Origin of the sequence: Streptomyces sp. NPDC050264, from assembly GCF_040655895.1 — a bacterium.
GTDB lineage: Bacteria > Actinomycetota > Actinomycetes > Streptomycetales > Streptomycetaceae > Streptomyces.
This window is the reverse complement of the sequence record NZ_JBFAKV010000010.1, coordinates 290,839-309,617: the sequence shown is the minus strand read 5'-3', so window position 1 is coordinate 309,617 and position 18,779 is coordinate 290,839. Positions and strand designations below refer to the sequence as shown.

The 18,779-nt window shown below is 70.5% G+C and carries 15 protein-coding genes and 2 pseudogenes; 11 read left to right on the top strand and 6 right to left on the bottom strand.

Features of this window, described 5'->3' with window-relative positions; genetic code table 11:
- Positions 1 to 461 (bottom strand): annotated as a pseudogene (locus AB0J02_RS20640) (hypothetical protein).
- Positions 462 to 623: 162 nt separating this feature from the next.
- Between AB0J02_RS20640 and AB0J02_RS20635 the strand changes: the two are divergent.
- The 4 genes and pseudogenes from AB0J02_RS20635 (at position 624) to AB0J02_RS20620 (ending at position 3,898) form a co-directional block, all read left to right on the top strand.
- Positions 624 to 1,184 carry a hypothetical protein gene (locus tag AB0J02_RS20635; protein ID WP_363195201.1) on the top strand — a complete coding sequence of 187 codons (561 nt, stop codon included), beginning with the start codon at positions 624 to 626 and terminating at the stop codon, positions 1,182 to 1,184.
- A 146-nt stretch (positions 1,185 to 1,330) separates the two neighbouring features.
- Positions 1,331 to 1,615, top strand: a pseudogene (locus AB0J02_RS20630) (amino acid ABC transporter substrate-binding protein); the annotation flags it as partial.
- Between the two features lie 202 nt (positions 1,616 to 1,817).
- Entirely contained in the window at positions 1,818 to 3,065 is a 1,248-nt protein-coding gene (locus AB0J02_RS20625; RefSeq protein WP_363195143.1) for a glycosyltransferase family 4 protein, read from the top strand.
- A 56-nt stretch (positions 3,066 to 3,121) separates the two neighbouring features.
- The gene (locus AB0J02_RS20620; protein ID WP_363195200.1) at positions 3,122 to 3,898 is read left to right on the top strand and encodes a hypothetical protein; all 777 of its coding nucleotides are present in this window, start codon (positions 3,122 to 3,124) and stop codon (positions 3,896 to 3,898) included.
- 6 nt (positions 3,899 to 3,904) lie between these two features.
- Here the strand turns inward: AB0J02_RS20620 and ctaD are convergent, their stop codons facing one another.
- Positions 3,905 to 5,611, bottom strand: coding sequence for a cytochrome c oxidase subunit I (gene ctaD, locus AB0J02_RS20615; RefSeq protein ID WP_363195142.1), 1,707 nt, complete (start codon positions 5,609 to 5,611; stop codon positions 3,905 to 3,907).
- A gap of 424 nt (positions 5,612 to 6,035) precedes the next feature.
- On the opposite strand from ctaD, the gene AB0J02_RS20610 reads away from it, so the two are divergent.
- Complete coding sequence (locus AB0J02_RS20610; RefSeq protein WP_363195141.1) at positions 6,036 to 6,251, top strand: I78 family peptidase inhibitor; 216 nt, start codon at positions 6,036 to 6,038, stop codon at positions 6,249 to 6,251.
- 109 nt (positions 6,252 to 6,360) lie between these two features.
- On the opposite strand, the gene AB0J02_RS20605 is transcribed toward AB0J02_RS20610, so the two are convergent.
- Together AB0J02_RS20605 and AB0J02_RS20600 are read right to left on the bottom strand one after the other, a co-directional pair.
- Positions 6,361 to 7,386 (bottom strand): phosphatase PAP2 family protein, encoded by a 1,026-nt coding sequence (locus tag AB0J02_RS20605; protein WP_363195140.1) that lies wholly within the window; start codon positions 7,384 to 7,386, stop codon positions 6,361 to 6,363.
- 279 nt (positions 7,387 to 7,665) lie between these two features.
- On the bottom strand, positions 7,666 to 8,799 hold the full coding sequence (locus tag AB0J02_RS20600) for a hypothetical protein (protein ID WP_363195139.1): 1,134 nt from the start codon (positions 8,797 to 8,799) through the stop codon (positions 7,666 to 7,668).
- 247 nt (positions 8,800 to 9,046) lie between these two features.
- Between AB0J02_RS20600 and AB0J02_RS20595 the strand changes: the two genes are divergently transcribed.
- Positions 9,047 to 10,666 (top strand): MFS transporter, encoded by a 1,620-nt coding sequence (locus AB0J02_RS20595; RefSeq protein ID WP_363195138.1) that lies wholly within the window; start codon positions 9,047 to 9,049, stop codon positions 10,664 to 10,666.
- A 153-nt stretch (positions 10,667 to 10,819) separates the two neighbouring features.
- On the opposite strand, the gene AB0J02_RS20590 is transcribed toward AB0J02_RS20595, so the two are convergent.
- Positions 10,820 to 11,266, bottom strand: a complete 447-nt coding sequence (locus tag AB0J02_RS20590) for a cell division protein SepF (protein WP_363195137.1) — start codon at positions 11,264 to 11,266, stop codon at positions 10,820 to 10,822.
- A gap of 344 nt (positions 11,267 to 11,610) precedes the next feature.
- Between AB0J02_RS20590 and AB0J02_RS20585 the strand changes: the two genes are divergently transcribed.
- Positions 11,611 to 12,900 (top strand): DUF5685 family protein, encoded by a 1,290-nt coding sequence (locus AB0J02_RS20585; protein ID WP_363195136.1) that lies wholly within the window; start codon positions 11,611 to 11,613, stop codon positions 12,898 to 12,900.
- Between the two features lie 65 nt (positions 12,901 to 12,965).
- On the opposite strand, the gene AB0J02_RS20580 is transcribed toward AB0J02_RS20585, so the two are convergent.
- Positions 12,966 to 13,907: an ABC transporter substrate-binding protein gene (locus AB0J02_RS20580; RefSeq protein WP_363195135.1), complete on the bottom strand. Its 942-nt coding sequence runs from the start codon at positions 13,905 to 13,907 to the stop codon at positions 12,966 to 12,968.
- A 484-nt stretch (positions 13,908 to 14,391) separates the two neighbouring features.
- On the opposite strand from AB0J02_RS20580, the gene AB0J02_RS20575 reads away from it, so the two are divergent.
- The 4 genes from AB0J02_RS20575 to AB0J02_RS20560 all read left to right on the top strand — a co-directional run bounded on the left by AB0J02_RS20575 (position 14,392) and on the right by AB0J02_RS20560 (position 18,777).
- Positions 14,392 to 15,240 carry an amino acid ABC transporter permease gene (locus AB0J02_RS20575; protein WP_363195134.1) on the top strand — a complete coding sequence of 283 codons (849 nt, stop codon included), beginning with the start codon at positions 14,392 to 14,394 and terminating at the stop codon, positions 15,238 to 15,240.
- Positions 15,237 to 17,024 carry an FAD/NAD(P)-binding protein gene (locus tag AB0J02_RS20570; RefSeq protein ID WP_363195133.1) on the top strand — a complete coding sequence of 596 codons (1,788 nt, stop codon included), beginning with the start codon at positions 15,237 to 15,239 and terminating at the stop codon, positions 17,022 to 17,024. The genes AB0J02_RS20575 and AB0J02_RS20570 overlap by 4 nt, the downstream gene beginning before the upstream one ends.
- A gap of 71 nt (positions 17,025 to 17,095) precedes the next feature.
- On the top strand, positions 17,096 to 17,992 hold the full coding sequence (locus tag AB0J02_RS20565; RefSeq protein WP_363195132.1) for an amino acid ABC transporter permease: 897 nt from the start codon (positions 17,096 to 17,098) through the stop codon (positions 17,990 to 17,992).
- On the top strand, positions 17,989 to 18,777 hold the full coding sequence (locus AB0J02_RS20560; RefSeq protein WP_363195131.1) for an amino acid ABC transporter ATP-binding protein: 789 nt from the start codon (positions 17,989 to 17,991) through the stop codon (positions 18,775 to 18,777). The genes AB0J02_RS20565 and AB0J02_RS20560 overlap by 4 nt, the downstream gene beginning before the upstream one ends.
- Positions 18,778 to 18,779 lie beyond the last annotated feature (2 nt).

Sequence of the window (18,779 nt, the reverse complement as noted above, 5' to 3'; positions counted from 1 at the left end):
TCAACTCCCGTCAGGCGGCTCGCAGATGGGGCACGGTCCGAGTCCGTCGGCCGTCACGGCACCGGCGTCGGCGGGCACGGCCTCCGGCTTGCCCTCGACGAGCGGGCAGTCCGCCCGGTGCCACAGCGTGCCGCCGGGGACCATGAGGAGAGTGGCGTCGGAGGCGATCGGGGTGGCCGCCCGCGGCGATTCGGCCGGATCGGCGGCGACCAGCAACGTGTACAGCTCCTCCACCCGGGACGTGGCGAGGGCGCTCCTGCCGTGGGTGAGCAGTACCGCGCCCGCGACGATCAGCGCGGCGCCGGGCACGGTGCACGAGGCGAGATACGGCAGTTGGCGCTCGGCGAAGCGTTCGCCGGACATTCGTACCAGTCGGCGACACACAGCCCGGCCCCCGCGGCGACGGCGACGAGGCCCGCCCACAGGACGGGGCGGACGGTTCGGAGCCGGGCAGTCCGCATCGGTGACCCCCATGTCAGGGCGGAGTGTTCCTGCCTGTATCTGTCTGTATGTGCCTGCGTCTGGTCTTGGCGGCCGATCGCTTGCACTATGCCTTCTGGAGGCCAACCCAGCCAGCTCCGGGCGGAGTTGAGGCCCGGACCGACACCCCGGTGGTGAGCCAGATGGTTCTCGGGAGCAAGAAAAGGCCGGCCCGGCGCGGACGGGGCGCCGCCTTCATCCTCGCCGCGGCCCTGGCACTCGGCCCGGCCCTCACGGCGTGCGGCGACGACAGCGGCGGCGGCGAGAGCGTGCCGCCGACCCCGTCCTCACCGCAGCCCTCGACGCAGGGCCCCTCCTCGAAGGCGCCCGCACCGACGGCGCCCGCGGACAAGGCCGCGGCGGAGAAGGAGATCAAGGAGAACTGGAAGAAGTTCTTCGACCCGGCCGTGCCGTTGAAGGAGAAGCAGGACGTCCTGGAGAACGGCACCCGGATGCGGTCGGTCCTGGAGAGCTTCAACGGGAACAAGCGCGGCGGCCAGGTACAGGCGAACGTCGACACCATCACGTTCACCTCGCCGACCGCCGCCGACGTGGCGTACTCACTGGCCCTGAAGGGCGCGACGGTGCTGCCCGCCGCCAAGGGCACCTCGGTCGAGCAGGACGGCACGTGGAAGGTGTCCGTCAAGACCCTGTGCGCGCTGGTGCAGCTGAGCGGCAATGCGTCGCCGGGCCCGGGCTGCTGAGGCACTCGCGGCGGGACTCGCCCTTCTCGTGCTCGCCGGCTGCGGTTCACGGCTGCCGGAGAGCGCCTTCGAAGGCGGGGCGTCGCGCGGTGCGCCGGTGAACACGGCGGCGCCGATCCCCGTCGGCATCATCACGAGCGCCACGAGGCTGGGCCGCCGCGATGTGGTTCACGGACGCGGCGCGCTCCTGCCTCAAGGGCGGGGCCGGCCCCACGCGCGCGTGCCTCGACCGGTTCATGAGCCGCGGCACCCCGTACACGGCCGACGGACTTCTGCTCCCTGTGACGTACAGCATGCGGGCCCAACCGCCCACCACCCGAAAGACGTGTCTTTCGGTCGCCCGGTGGACGGACGGCCAGGGCTGGGTCACTCAGAATGGTGACATGAGGCGGACGTGCTTTGACGTCCCGCAACTCTCCTACCAGCCATGATGCGCCCCTGATGGACGAAATGGCCAAACGGTTCCGGAAAATACCTACCAATAAGGCAACTGTTCTGGAACAACATGATGATGGAGAACAACCCTCGCCAGGGCATCCCTGTCTAACCATCCGGTAGGCGGAGCACCCGGGCTGTTTCAGACCGATCAGACTGTCCGGACTGTCCGCGAGGAATGGTGGGATACGGGGACGCATGCAGATTTCTTTCTTGATTCACAATGCGTATGGGATCGGAGGGACGATCCGCACCACGTACAACCTCGCCAACACGTTGGCCGAGCAGCACGACGTGGAAGTCGTCTCCGTGTTCCGGCATCGTGACGAGCCCGTCTTCGCGCCCGACCCCCGCGTGCGGCTCCGTCACCTTGTCGACATCCGCAAGGGCTCCGCCGGGTACGAGGGCGAGGACCCCGAGTTCAAGAAGGCCGCCTCGGTCTTCCCCCGGCACGAGGGGCGCTTCGACCAGTACAGCGCGCTCACCGACCGGCGCATCTCCGAGCACCTGGCCGGCGTCGAGGCGGACGTCGTCGTCGGCACCCGGCCCGGCCTCAACGTGCACCTCGCCCGGCAGACCAGGCGCGGCCCGCTGCGCGTCGGCCAGGAGCACCTCACGCTCGACACGCACCCCCTCGGGCTCCGCCGGGAGCTGCGCAGCCTCTATCCGCGGCTCGACGCGCTGACCACGACCACCGAGGCCGACGCCCGCGCCTACCGCGACCGGATGCGGCTGCCCGGCGTCCGCATCGAGGCCATGCCCAACCCGGTGCCCGCGCCCGGCGTCGCGCCGGCCGACGGCAGCGGCAAGTGGGTCGTGGCCGCGGGCCGGCTCGCGCCCGTCAAGCGGTACGACCTGCTGATCAGGGCCTTCGGCAAGGTGCGCGCCGAGCGCCCCGACTGGCGGCTGCGGATCTACGGCGGCGGCAAGCAGAAGGACAAGCTGCGCCACCTCATCGACGAACTCGGCCTGTACAACCACGTCTTCCTCATGGGCACCGCCAACCCCATCGAACCGGAGTGGGCGAAAGGTTCCGTCGCCGCGGTCACGTCGACCTTCGAATCGTTCGGCATGACGATCGTCGAGGCGATGCGGTGCGGCCTGCCCGTCGTCGCCACCGACTGCCCGCACGGCCCCGGGGAGATCATCGACAACGGTGTCGACGGACGCCTTGTCGAGGTCGGCAACGTCGAGGCGATCTCCACCGGCCTGCTCGAACTCATCAACGACGACGAGCTGCGCCGGCGGATGGCGGAGAAGGCGCTCGTCAACTCCGCCCGCTTCGACCCCGCGCGGATCGCCGAACGCTACGAGGACCTCTTCGGGTCGCTCACCGCCCGCGGCGGCTCCACCGGGCTGATGCACCGGGCACGCGGCTCCCTGATGGGCGGCGCCTACGCCGTGCGGGACGCCCTCAAGTCGCAGGGGAAGGGACGCACCGCATGACGACGCCACTGGCCACGCCCAGACCCGTTCCCTCGTCCGACGACAGGACCGCCAGCATGGCACCCCGCGCCGACTGCATCGCCGATTCCGCCGGTGGGCTCACCTTCGACGTCTCCGACCACGGGTCGCCCGCCCCCGCCCACCTCGTGCTGGTGAACCGGGCCGGCGGGGAGGAGGTGCGACTGCCGCTCACCCCGGTGGGTGACGGCCGGCTGCGCGCCTCGCTGCCGATCAGCGTGAGCCTCGCGGAGGGGCGCTGGGACACGTACGCGCAGGTCGCGGGGGACGAGCCGGTCCGCCTCGTGCCCGGCGTGAACGATCTGCGCTCGCTGGTCGACCGCGCGCCCGGCGGTTCGCGTGGCTACGTGGCCGTGCGCATCCCGTACGCGACCAAGCACGGCAATCTCACCGTGCGCAGCTGGCTGCGGACGCCGCACGCCGAGGCCGGTGAACTGCGTATCACCGGGGGCGAGTTGACGGTTCGCGGGCGCGTCTACGGGACGCAGTTCTCGGCCAAGGCGCATGTGGAGATACGTTCCCGCGCGGCGACCGGACCGGTCCTGCGGGGCGAACTCACCGTGGACAATGCCGAGTTCGCGTTGCGTATCGGGTACGACGAGCTCTCCGAGGGGTATTGGGACCTGTGGCTGCGGCCCGGCGGTGACGACGGCCCCGCGGTGCGGGTGGCCCGTCTCCTCGACGACATCGCCGACAAGAAGCCGATCTTCGCCTATCCCGCGGCTCAAGTGACGGTCTCCGGGCGGGAGTTGTCGGCAGAGCCGTACTACACCGCCGACAACGACCTCGCGGTCGTGGTGAGCGCTGTCGCGTAGCGCCGGTCAGTCGCCGATGTGTGCCTCGGTGTCCGGGTTGTGCGCGCCCGGGGCGGCGTCCCCGTACGCCGCGAACTCCGGGTGGTGCAGGTCGAACGCCGGGGATTCCGAGCGGATCCTCGGCAGCGTCGTGAAGTTGTGGCGGGGCGGCGGGCACGATGTGGCCCACTCCAGGGAGCGGCCGAAGCCCCAGGGGTCGTCGACCTCGACCTTCGTGCCGTACCTGGCCGTCCGCCAGATGTTGTAGAGGAACGGCAGGGTCGACAGGCCGAGCAGGAACGCGCCGATGGACGAGAGCGTGTTGAGGGCCGTGAAGCCGTCCGCCGTGAGGTAGTCCGCGTACCGGCGCGGCATGCCCTCCGCGCCCAGCCAGTGCTGCACCAGGAACGTCGTGTGGAAGCCGACGAACAGGGTCCAGAAGTGGATCTTGCCGAGCCGTTCGTCGAGCATCTTCCCGGTCAGCTTCGGCCACCAGAAGTAGAACCCGGCGAACGTGGCGAAGGCGACCGTCCCGAACACCACGTAGTGGAAGTGCGCCACGACGAAGTACGTGTCCGAGACGTGGAAGTCCATCGGCGGCGAGGCCAGGATGACGCCGGTCAGGCCGCCGAACAGGAACGTGACCAGGAAGCCGACCGACCAGAGCATCGGCGTCTCGAAGGACAGGGAGCCCTTCAGCATCGTGCCGGTCCAGTTGAAGAACTTCACGCCGGTCGGCACCGCGATGAGGAAGGACATGAAGGAGAAGAACGGGAGCAGCACGCCACCCGTCACGAACATGTGGTGCGCCCACACGACCACCGACAGGCCGGTGATCGCCATCGTCGCGCCGACCAGCATCGTGTAGCCCCAGATCGGCTTCCGGCTGAAGACCGGCAGGATCTCGCTGATGATGCCGAAGAACGGCAACGCGATGATGTAGACCTCGGGATGTCCGAAGAACCAGAAGAGGTGCTGCCACAGCAGCGCGCCTCCGTACTGGGCCTCGAAGACCACCGAGCCGAAGCGGCGGTCGGCCTCCAGGCAGAGCAGCGCGGCCGCCAGGACCGGGAACGCGAGCAGTACGAGGATCGACGTGAACAGCGTGTTCCAGGTGAAGATCGGCATCCGGAACATCGTCATGCCGGGTGCCCGCATCCCGATGATCGTGGTCAGGAAGTTGACCGAGCCGAGGATCGTGCCGAACCCGGCCAGCGCGAGCCCCATGATCCACATGTCGGCGCCGACGCCGGGGGAGCGGGTCAGACTGTTCAGCGGCGCGTACGCGAACCAGCCGAAGTCCGCGGCCCCGCCCGGCACCACGAGCGAGCCGAGCACGATCAGGCCGCCGAAGAGGAACAGCCAGTACGAGAGCATGTTCAGGCGCGGGAACGCGACGTCGGGCGAGCCGATCTGCAGCGGCATGATCTCGTTGGCGAAACCGGCGAACGTCGGGGTAGCGAAGAGCAGCAGCATGATCGTGCCGTGCATCGTGAACAGCTGGTTGTACTCCTCGTTGCTGAGCATCTGCAGCCCGGGACGGGCGAGTTCGGCCCGCATCAGCAGGGCCATGAGCCCGCCGACCAGGAAGAAGGCGAACGCGGTGATCAGGTAGAGGTGGCCGATCTTCTTGTGGTCGGTGGTGGTCAGCCAGTCCACGACCACACGGCCCGGCCGCCGCTCCCGCACCGGCCCCACGGCCGCGGCCCCGGCCTGCACACCGGTCGTTCCCATCGCTTGCCCCCTCGCTGCGCGCGCCTCGGGCCTGCTTCCGAACTCCCGCCATGATGCTCGCGTCGCTCCCGCCGCGACAGAGGGCGGGTACCTCTTTCTGGCATGAACAGTTAATTCCCGGACTATCTCAACTCGCCCGGAGCGCCGCCGGATTCGGAATGCGGGGAGAATTGCGCGGGGCGGCTCTGGTAATGGACCGGGCCGCGCGCGGACGGATTCGCGGGGGCCTTCCGAATTCCGGACACCGAGCCCGGCGGAGCGTAGGTGAGAAGTGCGTGAGAAGTAAGGAACCGCCCGATCGTGTGAGGAAGTTCGACAGAAACAACCGTCGTGATCTTGTGACGAAAGCGTGACCGTACATAGCCGTGGCGGGCCCGCGCGGGCGAGCCTGGCGCCGCCCGGTCGCACCGCCTACGGTGGCTGTATGGCACCCATTCCGACCCCGCCCGCAGAGCCCCAGGACACCCTCGACGCGTACGTCGGACTCGGCGCCGAGCCGGCCGAGCGGCAGGCCCGCGGCCGTGGCTGGTCGACCGTCCGGCAGTTGCCGCCGGGAGCGATCATCACCATGGAGTACCGCGCGGGCCGGCTGAACTTCGAGGTCGACAACGGCACCGTGACGCGCTGCTGGAAGGGCTGACGTACGCGAAGGGCCCCGGAGCCTCTGGGAGGTTCCGGGGCCCTTCGCCGTGCGGGCTGGTTGTGCGTACCGGGCCCGCTGTCCTGGGGACGCGCGGTGAGGCGCTGTCCTACGCCCTCTGAGGGTCTGTCGTGGCCGCCCGGGCGGTGCCCCGCGCCACGGCGGGACGGCGGCTGCCGGCCGGACTGGCCGGCGTGCGGTCGCCCCGCGGGGTGTGCGGGCCCGGCGCGAGCAGGGCCGACGGGCGGGCACCGGGGCGACCGGCGCTCACCGGCTCGCGTGCCCGTATCCCGTCGTCGGCGGGGGCCGGGGTGCGCGTCGGGACCGGCGCGGGGGCCGGGGCGACGCCCGGCGCGGGCGCGGTGGCACCGGCGCGGCGCTCGCGCAGGCGGGCGCGGACCGAGAAGACCACGGCCTCGACGCGGGCGACCAGCGGCTCGAACCAGGGCAGCGCCAGCAGGATGAGCAGACCGGCGGCCCAGCCGAGAAGTACGTCGCTCAGCCAGTGCGTACCGAGGTAGACGGTGGTCAGGCCGACGCTCAGGGAGATCACCGCGGAGACCGCGGACAGCCAGCGGCGGGCGCGCGGCGTGGAGGCCAGATAGGCGAGGATGCCCCAGGTCACCACCGCGTTCGCGGTGTGTCCTGAGGGAAATATATCGCCGTTCTTCCACATCTCGTTCGAGCCGATGAGGGTGGCGTAGTGCGGGCCGGCGCGGCCCATGCCCAGCTTGGCGGCGCCCACCGTCACGTTGAGCAGCAGCAGTGCGGTACCGAACATCAGCAGCGGGCGCAGCGTGTGCTGCCGCCACGAGCGCCACCCCAGCCACGCCATCACCATGACGGCGGTCGGGCCGCGCTGGCCCAGGACCACCCAGTAGTCGAGGAAGGCGTGGATCTCGGGCCACTGCTGGTAGGGCCGGAAGAACATGACCTGCCAGTCGAAGGCGACCAGCCACGACGTGGCGAGCACGGCCACCACGATGGCGAGGTAGAAGGACAGGGTCAGCCCGAGGAGCACGACCCGGTGCCGGCTCATCCTGGGCATGTCCAGGTTGGCCGGCCGTTCGGGCTCGCGGTCGAGCCGGGCGAAGACCCGCTCCAGGCGGCGGGTCAGGTTTCGTTCGGTACGCACCCAATCGACGCTACAGCGGGCGCGCGGCGGACCAGCACGGAACAGTGGCTTTGTGATGACGATGTGATGTGGGATTGATCTCAGGACGCCGTCTATTCCGGGTAATCCGGTATCCGGGAAGGCAAGTCCGTGCGAATTCAATGATCGTTTCCGGGGGCTGATTATCGCGCGCTTATATGTGCGTTCACCAGGTGCTGGCACGGAATTCTCCGTCCGCTCATCGGGCCCACGGGAGTCGATCAAGGTCGCGCAAGATCGATCAGGGTCGCTCGGGTCCGGTCACGGCGGACCCGAGCCGTTGAGCCAGAACGCCCCGTAGACCGCGGAGACCAGCGCCAGCACGCCGAGCAGCCACGCCGACCTGCCGGTACGCCACCGGGCCAGCCCCACCGCGATCGGCAGCAGCAGCGGGAAGGCGGGCAGCAGCAGCCGCGGCTTCGATCCGAAGTACCCCGAAGCACACAGGGCAAGCGCGACGACGATCCCGGTGTAGACGAGCAGCGGCACCGGCTGCCGCTGCCGCACCCCGGCCACGTACAGCCGGATCACCAGCGCCACCCCGACGATCAGCCCGATCCCGGCGAGCGCGCCCAGCGGGGACGTGAACTTGTCGGCGACGAAGCGGGCGAACGCGGCGCCCCCGTCGAACCCGTTGCCCCACTGCCCCTGCACATCGAGGTAGCCGAACAGCCCGCCGCCGGTCCGGTGCCCGACCCACAGCACGTACGCCGCCGCGCCCACCGGGGCGAGCAGCACCCCGAGCACCAGCCGCCAGGAGGCGCGGCGCGCACGCACGGTCCACAGCACGGCCGCCACCCACACCGCCGCGACGACGGCCGCGCCGATCGGCCGGGTCAGCCCCGCGAGCGAGGCCAGCAGGCCCGCCGTCACCCAGTGCCGCCGCAGAACCGCGTACAGGCCCCAGGCCGCGAGGGCGGTGAACAGGGGCTCGCTGTACGCCATCGACGCCACGATCCCGACGGGCAGCGCCCCCCACAGGACGGCCAGGCAGATCCCCGCCCGGCGCCCGTACAGGTGATCCCCGACGGCGAAGATCCCCCAGGCCGCCGCGAGCGAGGCGAGCCAGCCGACGACCAGGCCGGCATCGGCGTAGGAGAGCGGGCCGACCGCGCTGACGAGGCGTTCCAGCCACGGCAGCAGCGGGAAGAACGCGAGGTTCGAGTGGACGCTGCCGTCCGGCAGCGTCACCGACCAGCCGTACCCCTGCCCGGCGACCCGGGTGTACCAGAGGGAGTCCCAGCGCGCGGTCAGCAAGGTGTGCGGACTCTTGCCCGCGGCCGCGCTCCACAGGGCGAGCGCGAGCAGACCGAGCGCGCGCACCCCCGCGTAACCGAGCAGTGCGGGCAGGGCCCGCCGCAGGGCGGGCCGCTCGTGTGGATCGACGTCGTTCACGGCCCCGATTATCGGTGCCGGCCCCAGCGGACCCGTGCGCCACCCCCGCCGCGCGAGTGGCGCACGCCACACGAGTGTGAGGACATCATGAGAGGTCCGCCACGTGTCAGTGGCCTGAACTCGCGTACTCTGACGGCTTACTCGCCTTTCGTAGCGGGGCCGGGAGAACCGCTCCTCCCGAGCCGAGACCATGGGCATCCCCAGCCCTCGGATCCGCCGATCGCGAGGACCACTGGGAGGTACGCACATGTCGAGGACGAGCACGGCCGCCGAGCGGCTGCGTCATCGGCCGGCCGCCACGGGAGTCCGCACGAACCGCTGGGTCGTCCTGGTGGTCCTGTGCACAAGCCTGCTTCTGGTCGCCCTCGACTCGACCATCCTGTACGTCGCTCTGCCCTCGGTCACCGAGGAGCTGCGGCCCACCTCGATCGAGCTTCTCTGGATCGGCGACGCCTACCCCCTGATCTGCGCCTCGCTCCTGATCCTCTTCGGCACCCTCGGCGACCGCGTCGGCCGCAGACGCATCCTCCTGCTCGGCTACGCCCTGTTCGGCGCCGCCTCCGCGCTCGCCGTGTTCGCCGACTCCGCCCAGGTACTGATCCTGGCCCGCGCCCTGCTCGGTATCGGCGGCGCGATGATCATGCCCGCGACCCTGTCGATCCTGCGCGACGTCTTCCCCGACCGGAACGAGCGGGCCGTCGCCATCGGCGTATGGACAGCGGTCGCCGCGATCGGCGCCGCCACCGGGCCCGTCCTCGGCGGCTTCCTCGTCGAGCACTTCTGGTGGGGCTCCGTCTTCCTCATCAACATCCCGCTCATGGCGGTCATGCTGCCGCTGTGCCGGATCCTCGTGCGCGAGTCCAAGGGGCGCGCGGACGGTCCCTGGGACCTCTTCGGCGCGCTGCTCGCGGCCCTCGGCGTCCTCGGTGTCGTCTACGGCATCAAGGAACTGGGCATCGACCGCGATCTGCTCGACGCGGGCGCCGTGCTGCCGTTCGTCGCGGGCCTGGCGCTCCTCGTGCTGTTCGTACGCCGTCAGCGCCGCCGCGAGCACCCGCTGATCGACATGCGGCTCTTCTCCCGCGCCGCGTTCTCCACCTCCGTCGGCTGCATCGTCATCGCGATGCTGGCGCTGGTCGGACTCGAACTGATCGCGGTGCAGTACCTGCAGCTGGTGCTGGGGATGAGCCCGCTGGAGACCGGTCTGCGGATGCTGCCGCTGACCTTCGCGGCCATGGTCGCGGGCGTCTTCGGCTCCGCGCTCCTGCGCCGGTTCGGGCCGCGCGCCATGGTCAGCTGCGGCTTCACGCTCACCGCCTGCGCCGTGCTGCTGCTCTGTCTGATGGGCGAGCAGGACCGGCCGTGGCTGCTCGGCGCCGGGTTCATACTGCTCGGCTTCGGCTTCCAGAGCACACTGTTCGGGGCCTACGAGTCGATGCTCACCGAAGCGCCGGCCGATGACTCCGGCGGCGCGGCCGCGATCGGCGAGACCTCGTACCAGCTCGGCGCCGGCATGGGCATCGCGCTGCTCGGTTCCGTGATGAACGCGGCCTACGCACCCGGTCTTACCCACGTGAACGGGGTGTCCGGCACGGCGAGCGGCGCGGCCGGGCACTCGCTGGGGGAGGCGTACCAGGTCGCCGCGCGGCTCGGTGGCGGGGCGGGGGACGCGCTGCGGGATGCCGCGCGGGCCGCGTTCGTGCACGGGCTGCACGTGACGCTGGTCGTCAGTGCCGTGCTGCTGTTGCTCGGCGCGGTGGCCGCGCTGCGGTTGCCGCGGCGGATGGAGTGCGACGTGCCTCCGGCGGATGAGCCGGAGCAGGCCGCGCCCCGGGCGTCGTCCCGTGCGGAGTCGTCGGTCGTGTGAGCGTCGGCGGGGTGTGACCCCGGCCTGCGGCCGGCGTGTGCACCCTGCCACCCGCCCGCGTCCCCGCAATCAACAGCGCGGGCAGGGGTGCTGGGCGGGCGCGCTCGGCCGGTGGCCGGGCGCACCACCCGGAACCGTCCCGAGCGGAGCGCCTCAGCTCTGGTTGAAGAAACCATCCGGCTGGTTCCTCGCCTCGCGGCCGGAGACGATCTGCGTGTCCGCGGGGGTCAGCAGGAACACCCGGGTGGCGACCCGGTCGATCGAGCCGCGCAGACCGAAGATGAGCCCCGCCGCGAAGTCGACGACGCGCTTGGCGTCGGACGGCTCCATCGCCGTGAGGTTCATGATGACCGGGACACCGTCCCGGAACATCTCGCCGATCCGCCGCGCGTCCCGGAAGCTGTCCGGGGTCACGGTGCCGATGCGGCGGTCCTGCTCCTCGGCCTCCTCCGCGACGACCTTCACGCGCGGGTCCGTCACCCAGGCGGCTGCGCCTGCGGCGGGCTCGGGCCCCTCGTCGTAGTCGTCGTCGTAATAACGCTCGTCATCGTTGTCGTCGACGAGGCCAAGCCAGGCACTCGCCTTGCGCACCGATCCCATGGACGCCTCCTCTCACAGCGGTTCCTCTGCGTTCCGTATCCCTATCGTCGTCCATCATGCTGATACGGCGCCAAGTGGATAGTCGCCGCGCGGGGTTTTCGTGACGGTACTGGTGCACAGTCAACACGGTGTTGTCCCCGTGTTCCCAAGGGCTGTACGGGGTACGGCTGCTGACAGGGAGTGAAATATGATTCTTCACGGCGTTCGGGTGACGTACGGTCCGTACGGGTGACCGAAGGGCGTCGCTGTGGCTCGGTACCATGCCGTGGTTCCTGGTTCACGAGACGTTGGCGCGGCGTGTCGGCTTGTTGACGGACCGTCATCCGGCGTACGGGGGAGTCGCCTTGTTCGGAATTGTCCGACCTTGCAGTCATCGGCTCGGTGAGGGACTGAAGGCTCAGTGGATGGCTCATCTCTGCGGGCTGTGCCTGGCCCTGCGCGGCGATCACGGGCAGTTCGCCCGGGTCGTCACGAACTACGACGGTTTGCTGGTCTCGGTCCTGACGGAGGCTCAGGCCGAACGGGCCGACGGCGGGCGCAGACAGGCGGGTCCCTGTCCGCTGCGCGGGATGCGTACCGCGTCCGTCGCGCGGGGCGAGGGCGCGCGGCTCGCCGCCGCCGTCTCCCTGGTGCTCGCGTCGGCGAAGGTGCGTGACCATGTCGACGACCGGGACGGTCTGTTCGCCCGCAGGCCGGTGGCGCTCGCCGCGCGGAAGGTCGCCGCGAGCTGGGGCCGGGCCGGGGCCCGTACCGGATCGGACGTCGGGTTCGACACGGCGGTGCTCGTCGACGCCGTGGAACGGCAGGCCGGGATCGAGGAGCTGGCCGGGCCCGGAGCGTCGGTGCTGACCGTCACCGAGCCGACCGAGACGGCGACCGCCGCCGCGTTCGCGCACACCGCCCGCCTCGCGGGCCGGCCGCACAACGCCGAACCGCTCGCCGAGGCAGGGCGGCTGTTCGGGCGGCTCGCGCATCTCCTGGACGCCGTGGAGGACCGCGAAGCCGATGCCGCCGCCGGCGCCTGGAATCCGCTGACCGCCACCGGAACCGGCCTCGCCGAGGCGCGGCGGCTCGCCGACGACGCCGTGCACGGCATCCGGCTCGCGCTGCGCGAGGTCGACTTCATGGACGGGAAGCTGGCGCATCTGCTGCTCGCGCACGAGGTGGGGCGCGCGGTGGACCGGGCGTTCGGGGCGGGCACGTGTGCCACGGGGCATGCCGCGCACTCCGGTTCGGCGTCCACGCCTCAGCGGGGCGGCGGGCAGGAGGGCTGGCTGCCGACCGGGGCTCCGGGCAGCCCGTACGCGCCCGGCGGGTCGGGGGCGTACACCTCGAACAATCCCTACGGGGGCGGCGATCCGGGTGGTCCGGGCGGCCCCGGCGGGCCCGGTGGCTTCGGGGGCGGGCCGTCCTTCCAGCCGCCCAGGCCCGGCAAGCGGGGGCTGCTCGCCGGGTGTGCCGTCGCGCTCGGGCTCTGCTGCACCTGCCAGGTGTGCTGCGCCGACGAGTATGAGGGCCCCTGGTCCCGGAAGAAGCGCGAGGGTCTCTGCGGCAACTGCAACTGTGGCGACTGCTCGTGCTGCGAGGCGTGCGAGTGCTGTGAATGCTGCTCGTGCTGCGACTGCGGACTGTGAGGCAGGGGTGCCGGTTCCGGCCGGGGCGCGGGGCCCCGGCCGCGGAACCGTCTCAGGCCCTGACCTCAGTCCTTGATCTCGGGCGGTGAGATCTGGGACGTGTCGACCGCCGACGCCGTCGTGCCCCACTTCTTGAGGATCTTCGCGTACGTGCCGTTCGCGATCAGCTTGTTCACCGCGGCCCGGAACGCGGGGGCCAGGGGCGTGCCCTTCTTGAAGGCGAAGCCGACGTCGAGGCGGTGGAACTCGTTGAGGAACTTCAGCCCCTCCTGCTGGTCCACCGCGTACCGCAGGCCGTTGATGGTGCTCATCACCACGTCGGAGCGGCCCTGCTGGAGCGAGGACCAGACGGCGCTCGACTCGGCGTACGTCTTGACGTCGTACGCCTTCTTGCCCGCTTCCTTGCAGATCCCCTTGTTCTCCTCCAGCGTCGCCTCGAAGGTCGTGCCCGCACCCGTCGCCACGTTCAGCCCGCACAGCTGCTTGAGGTCGGTGACCTTCTTCAGGTCGCTGTCCTTGCGGACGGCGAAGCCCTGGCCGTCGTTGATGTAGGTGACGAAGTCGATCGTCTTGCGCCGCTCGTCCGTGACACCGAAGTTGCCCGTGCCCAGGTCGTACTTGCCGCTGTCCAGGGCCGGCAGGATCGCCTCGAAGCCGGCGACCTCCTGGTTCAGCTTGATGCCGAGCACCTTGGCGACCGCGTTCGCGAAGTCGATGTCCTGGCCGACGATGGTCTTTCCGTCGGGCAGATACGTCGAGTTGGGCGGGGAACCGCCGACACTGACCGCGATCTTGAGGCTGCCGCTCTTGCGGACGTCCGCGGGGAGCAGCTTCGCCGCCGCGGGGTCCTTCGTGACGGCCGACACCACATCCTTCGTGGGGATCGTGGCGTTCTTCGCGGCGGCGGGTGCCGCGTCGTCGCCGGCGCCACCGGAGCCGCAGGCGGTCAGACCCAGCGCGGCGACGGTGATCAACGCGAACGTCGAGGTCAGGGATGTGGTGCGCATGGGGTGGGTTCTGCCCTTCGGTGATGACCGGCACGCGGGGTGGGGCGAGGGGAGGGGAGGGCGCAGCAGGGTGAAGGCGCGGGCGGATACGCGGAACTGCGCGTACCGGGACGCGTGGAAAAGAGGTGGGGAAGTGACGCGAAGACGCGAGGAGAAAGAAGAGTGACGCGCGCAGAAGGCGTCAGAAGGGCATCAACAGGACGCGGACCACACTCGACCGAAGTCGATGTGGGAGCGCGTGACCAGCCACTGCTGCGGATGCATGGGCACAAGTGGAACAGGCATCCGTTTCGGCGTCAACTCATCTGAGACGTACGGCTCACAGTCTGGACACCCTTGACAACGCAGCCGAACCGCCCCGTACTCTCAGGGGCGGTACCGCTGCTGAGGGGCTCCGGTGCCGATCTCGTACGAGCGACAGGCGTGCGAGCAACAGGTGTGAAGGCAAGACCGTGCTGGATGTCCAGCCCCACGGAGCCTTCTCATGTCCTCAGACACCCTCGCCAAAGTCCCGCCCTCGGCCCCGCCCGCCGAGACCGCCGTGCCGCGCATCGTCCCGCGGCGCCGCACCGGTCAGTGGGTCGCCGCGGCCCTCGTCCTCATTCTGCTCGGCCTCGCCGTCAACTCGGTCCTGCGCAACGAGGCGTTCCAGTGGGACGTCGTCGGGGAGTACTTCACCTCGACGTCCGTGCTGCGCGGGCTCGGGCTCACCCTGTGGCTGACCGCCTTCGTCATGGCGCTCGGCTTCGCCATCGGCACCCTGCTCGCCGTCATGCGGCTCTCCGCCAACCCCGTGCTGCGCGCGGTGAGTTGGGGGTACGTATGGCTGTTCCGGTCGATGCCCATCCTGGTGCAGCTGCTGTTCTGGTTCAACATCGGCGCCCTGTACCCGAAGCTCCTCGGCGTGAAGACGGTCGACCTGTTCGGGCCCGTCACCGTCGCCATCATCGGGCTGACCCTGCACGAGGCCGCCTATGCCGCCGAGGTCGTGCGTGGCGGCATCCTCTCCGTCGAGCGCGGCCAGATCGAGGCCGCCCAGGCGCTCGGGCTGAGCCGCTTCAGGCGCTGGCGCCGCATCGTGCTCCCGCAGGCCATGCGCTCCATCGTGCCGCCGGCCGGGAACATGCTGATCGGCACCCTCAAGGGCACCTCCATCGTCAGCGTCATCGCCGTCCAGGACCTGCTGTACTCGGTACAGCTCGTCTACCACCGGACGTACCAGGTCATACCGCTGCTCCTCGTCGCCACCATCTGGTACATCGTCGTGACCTCGCTGCTCAGTGTCGGCCAGTACTGCATCGAGCGGCACTACGCGCGCGGGACGACACGATGAGCGCGGCACGCTCGGTCCGGCAGTCCCTGGTGATCGTGGGCGCCGGTCCGCGGGGGACCGGCGTCCTGGAACGCATCGCGGCCAACACCCGTGACGACGCGCGGTCGTTGGAGCTCGACGTGCATCTCGTCGACCCGTACCCGCCGGGCCCCGGACGCATCTGGCGGCGCGAGCAGTCGCCGCTGCTGTGGATGAACTCGCAGGCCCAGGACGTCACCATGTACACCGACGACACCGTGCAGGTCGACGGGCCCGTGCTGCCGGGTCCCGCGCTGCACGAGTGGGCCGGGATCGACGGGCGCGTCTTCGCCGACCGGCGCAGTCAGGGCGGCTATCTGCGGTGGGTGTACGAGAAGGCCGTCGCCGGGCTGCCCGACGGGGTCGTCGTCCACCATCACGCACGAAAGGCGCTGCGGGTCGGCGGGCCGCGCCACGGCCGCCAGCAGGTGTGGCTGGAGGACCGCCCGAGGCCGCTGCTCGCCGATGTCGTCATCCTCGCCCAGGGCCACCTCGACGCCGAACTCGACGCCGAACAGGGGGCGTTGAGCGCGTACGCCGAGCGGCACGGCCTGGTCCATCTGCCGCCGGACTTCACGGCGGACACCGATCTGAGCGCGCTCGCACCGGGACAGGACGTCCTCGTCCGCGGCTTCGGGCTCGCCTTCGTCGACCTGATGGTGCTCCTCACCGAGGGGCGCGGCGGGCGCTACGAGGGTGATCGCTATCTCCCTTCCGGCCGCGAGCCCGTGCTGCACGTCGGGTCGCGACGCGGCGTGCCGTACCACTCGAAGATCGGCTACGACTGGGACGCGGCGGCGGGCGAGCGGCCCCCGCTGCCACGCTTCCTCGGTCCCGCGCAGATCGACGAACTCCTCGCCAGGCAGGGCGGGTTCGGCTTCCTGGCCGACGTGTGGCCGCTCATCGACAAGGAACTCGGCTACGCGCACTACCACCGCCTGTTCACCGCGCACCCCGAGCGCACCGCCATGGCCTGGGCCCACTTCGAGGAGAAGTACGCCGCCGCCCCGCTCGGGGCCGAGCTGCACGCCCTCGTCACGTCCGCCGTGCCCGACCCGGCCGACCGGCTCGACCTCGCCGCCCTCGACCACCCCCTCGACGGCGTCCGGCACACCTCGTACGAGGAGCTCCAGGAAGGACTGCGCGGCCACATCACCGCCGACCTGGAGCGCCGCCACGACCCCGCGCACAGCCCCGACCTCGCCGTCTTCCTCGGGCTGCTCTCCGTGTACGGGCAGGTCATGCGGCTCGGCGACATCGGCACCTGGTGGCACGGCTTCTTCAGCTACCTGGCGTCCGGGCCGCCCGGACCGCGGCTGCGCCAGCTGCTCGCGCTCTCCCGCGCGGGCGTCGTGAAGTTCGTCGGCGCCGACATGCGGATCAGCGCCGAGGGCGGGGTCTTCCGGGCCACCGGTGTCACCGTGCCGGGCCACGTCGTCGAGGCCCGCGCCCTCGTCGAGGCCCGCCTGCCGCAGCCCACGCTCGCCCGTACCCGCGACCGGCTGCTGCGCGAGCTGCACGAGGACGGGGCCCAGTCGACCCCCGCGGGGCTGCTGGCCGTCGACCCGGACGACGGGCGCGTCCTGTACGGCGACGGCAGCGCCCACCCGCGCCGCTTCGCACTCGGCCCGCACACCAACGCGCGCGGCGCCGGAGCCTTCACCCGGCCGCGGACGAACAGCCCCTCGTTCCGGCAGAACGACGCCACCGCGCGAGCGGTCCTCGCGTTCCTGCGCGACCTTTCCTGTCGCGCCACCGCGGCCTGACAGCGCCTGCCACATATCCCGGCGCCCGCTCCGCCCTCCCTTCCGAGCTTTTGATCTTTTGAGGTACCCCTATGCCGCTGACCAGTGATCCACCCATCGAGAAGAGCGACAAAGCCGCCACGGCCGCGCCCGCCACCGACTACGGCCGGCTGAAGGTCGTCCCCGTACGCCACCCCTGGCGCTGGGTCGCCATCGCCGCGACCGCGGTGCTGCTCGCCCAGTTCGTCCACGGCCTGGTCACCAACGCAGGCTGGGAGTGGGAGGTGTTCGGCGAGTTCTTCACCGCCGACGTCATCCTCAAGGCCGTCTGGACGACCCTCCAGCTCACCTTCTACGGCACGGCGCTCGGCTTCGCCCTCGGAATCATCCTGGCCTTCATGCGGCTGTCGCAGAGCCGGTTCCTGAAGACGGTGGCCTTCGGCTACATCTGGGCGTTCCGCTCGATCCCGCTGATCGTGCAGCTGCTGTTCTGGTTCAACCTGGCTTATCTGTACAAGGAGTTGCAGTTCGGCGTCCCCTTCGGGCCGGGCTTCTTCTCCTTCGACACGATGGGCCTGGTCGGCGCGATGAGCGCGGCCGTCCTCGGGCTCGCCCTGCACCAGGCCGCGTACGCCGCGGAGATCGTGCGCGGCGGTGTACTCGCCGTCGACACCGGCCAGTTGGAGGCCGCGGCCGCGCTCGGTATCCCGCGCCTGCGGCAGATCCGCCGGATCGTGCTGCCGCAGGCGATGCGCTCGATCCTGCCGAACGCGGCCAACGAGGTCATCTCCCTCTTCAAAGGCACCTCGATCGTCTCCGTCATGGCGATCGGCGAACTCTTCTACCAGGTGCAGGTCATCTACGGCCGCAACGGCCGCGTGGTGCCCCTCCTCATGGTCGCCACCGCCTGGTACATCCTCCTGACCAGTGCGCTCTCCGTACTCCAGTACTACGTGGAGCGCCACTTCGCGAAAGGCACGACCCGATGAGCGCCCCCGCTTCCGTCCCCGCGCCCGCTCCCATGGTCGACATCAAGGCCGTCCACAAGAGCTTCGGAACGCTCGAAGTGCTGCGCGGCATCGACCTGGAGGTGCGGGCCGGCGAGGTCACCGTCGTGCTCGGCCCGTCCGGCTCCGGCAAGTCGACGCTGCTGCGCACCATCAACCACCTGGAGAAGGTCGACAGCGGCTGGATCAGCGTCGACGGAGCGCTCGTCGGCTACCGCCGCTCCGGCGACAAGCTGTACGAGCTGCGCGAGCGCGAGATCCTCAAGCAGCGCACGCACATCGGCTTCGTCTTCCAGAACTTCAACCTCTTCCCGCACCTCACGGTCCTGGAGAACGTCATCGAGGCGCCCGTCGCCGCGCTCAAACGGCCCCGCGCCCAGGCGACCGAGAGCGCCCGCACGCTCCTCGACCGGGTCGGGCTCGCCGACAAGGCCGACGCCTACCCCCGCCAGCTCTCCGGCGGCCAGCAGCAGCGCGTCGCCATCGCCCGCGCTCTCGCCCTGGAGCCGAAGCTGCTGCTCTTCGACGAGCCGACGTCCGCGCTCGACCCGGAGCTGGTCGGCGAGGTCCTCGACGTCATCAAGGACCTGGCGCACCAGGGCACCACGATGATCGTCGTCACGCACGAGATCGGCTTCGCGCGGGAGGTCGCCGACACCGTCGTCTTCATGGACGAGGGCCGCATCGTCGAGCAGGGCGCCCCCCGCGACGTACTGGACGCCCCGCGCGAGGAGCGCACTAAGGCGTTCCTGTCGAAGGTCCTCTGAGC

Coding starts and splice junctions, on each gene's coding strand:
- AB0J02_RS20635 (WP_363195201.1), top strand. CDS start 624: ATGGTTCTCGGGAGCAAGAAAAGGCCGGCCCGGCGCGGACGGGGCGCC.
- AB0J02_RS20625 (WP_363195143.1), top strand. CDS start 1,818: ATGCAGATTTCTTTCTTGATTCACAATGCGTATGGGATCGGAGGGACG.
- AB0J02_RS20620 (WP_363195200.1), top strand. CDS start 3,122: ATGGCACCCCGCGCCGACTGCATCGCCGATTCCGCCGGTGGGCTCACC.
- ctaD (WP_363195142.1), bottom strand. CDS start 5,611: ATGGGAACGACCGGTGTGCAGGCCGGGGCCGCGGCCGTGGGGCCGGTG.
- AB0J02_RS20610 (WP_363195141.1), top strand. CDS start 6,036: ATGGCACCCATTCCGACCCCGCCCGCAGAGCCCCAGGACACCCTCGAC.
- AB0J02_RS20595 (WP_363195138.1), top strand. CDS start 9,047: ATGTCGAGGACGAGCACGGCCGCCGAGCGGCTGCGTCATCGGCCGGCC.
- AB0J02_RS20590 (WP_363195137.1), bottom strand. CDS start 11,266: ATGGGATCGGTGCGCAAGGCGAGTGCCTGGCTTGGCCTCGTCGACGAC.
- AB0J02_RS20580 (WP_363195135.1), bottom strand. CDS start 13,907: ATGCGCACCACATCCCTGACCTCGACGTTCGCGTTGATCACCGTCGCC.
- AB0J02_RS20575 (WP_363195134.1), top strand. CDS start 14,392: ATGTCCTCAGACACCCTCGCCAAAGTCCCGCCCTCGGCCCCGCCCGCC.
- AB0J02_RS20570 (WP_363195133.1), top strand. CDS start 15,237: ATGAGCGCGGCACGCTCGGTCCGGCAGTCCCTGGTGATCGTGGGCGCC.
- AB0J02_RS20565 (WP_363195132.1), top strand. CDS start 17,096: ATGCCGCTGACCAGTGATCCACCCATCGAGAAGAGCGACAAAGCCGCC.
- AB0J02_RS20560 (WP_363195131.1), top strand. CDS start 17,989: ATGAGCGCCCCCGCTTCCGTCCCCGCGCCCGCTCCCATGGTCGACATC.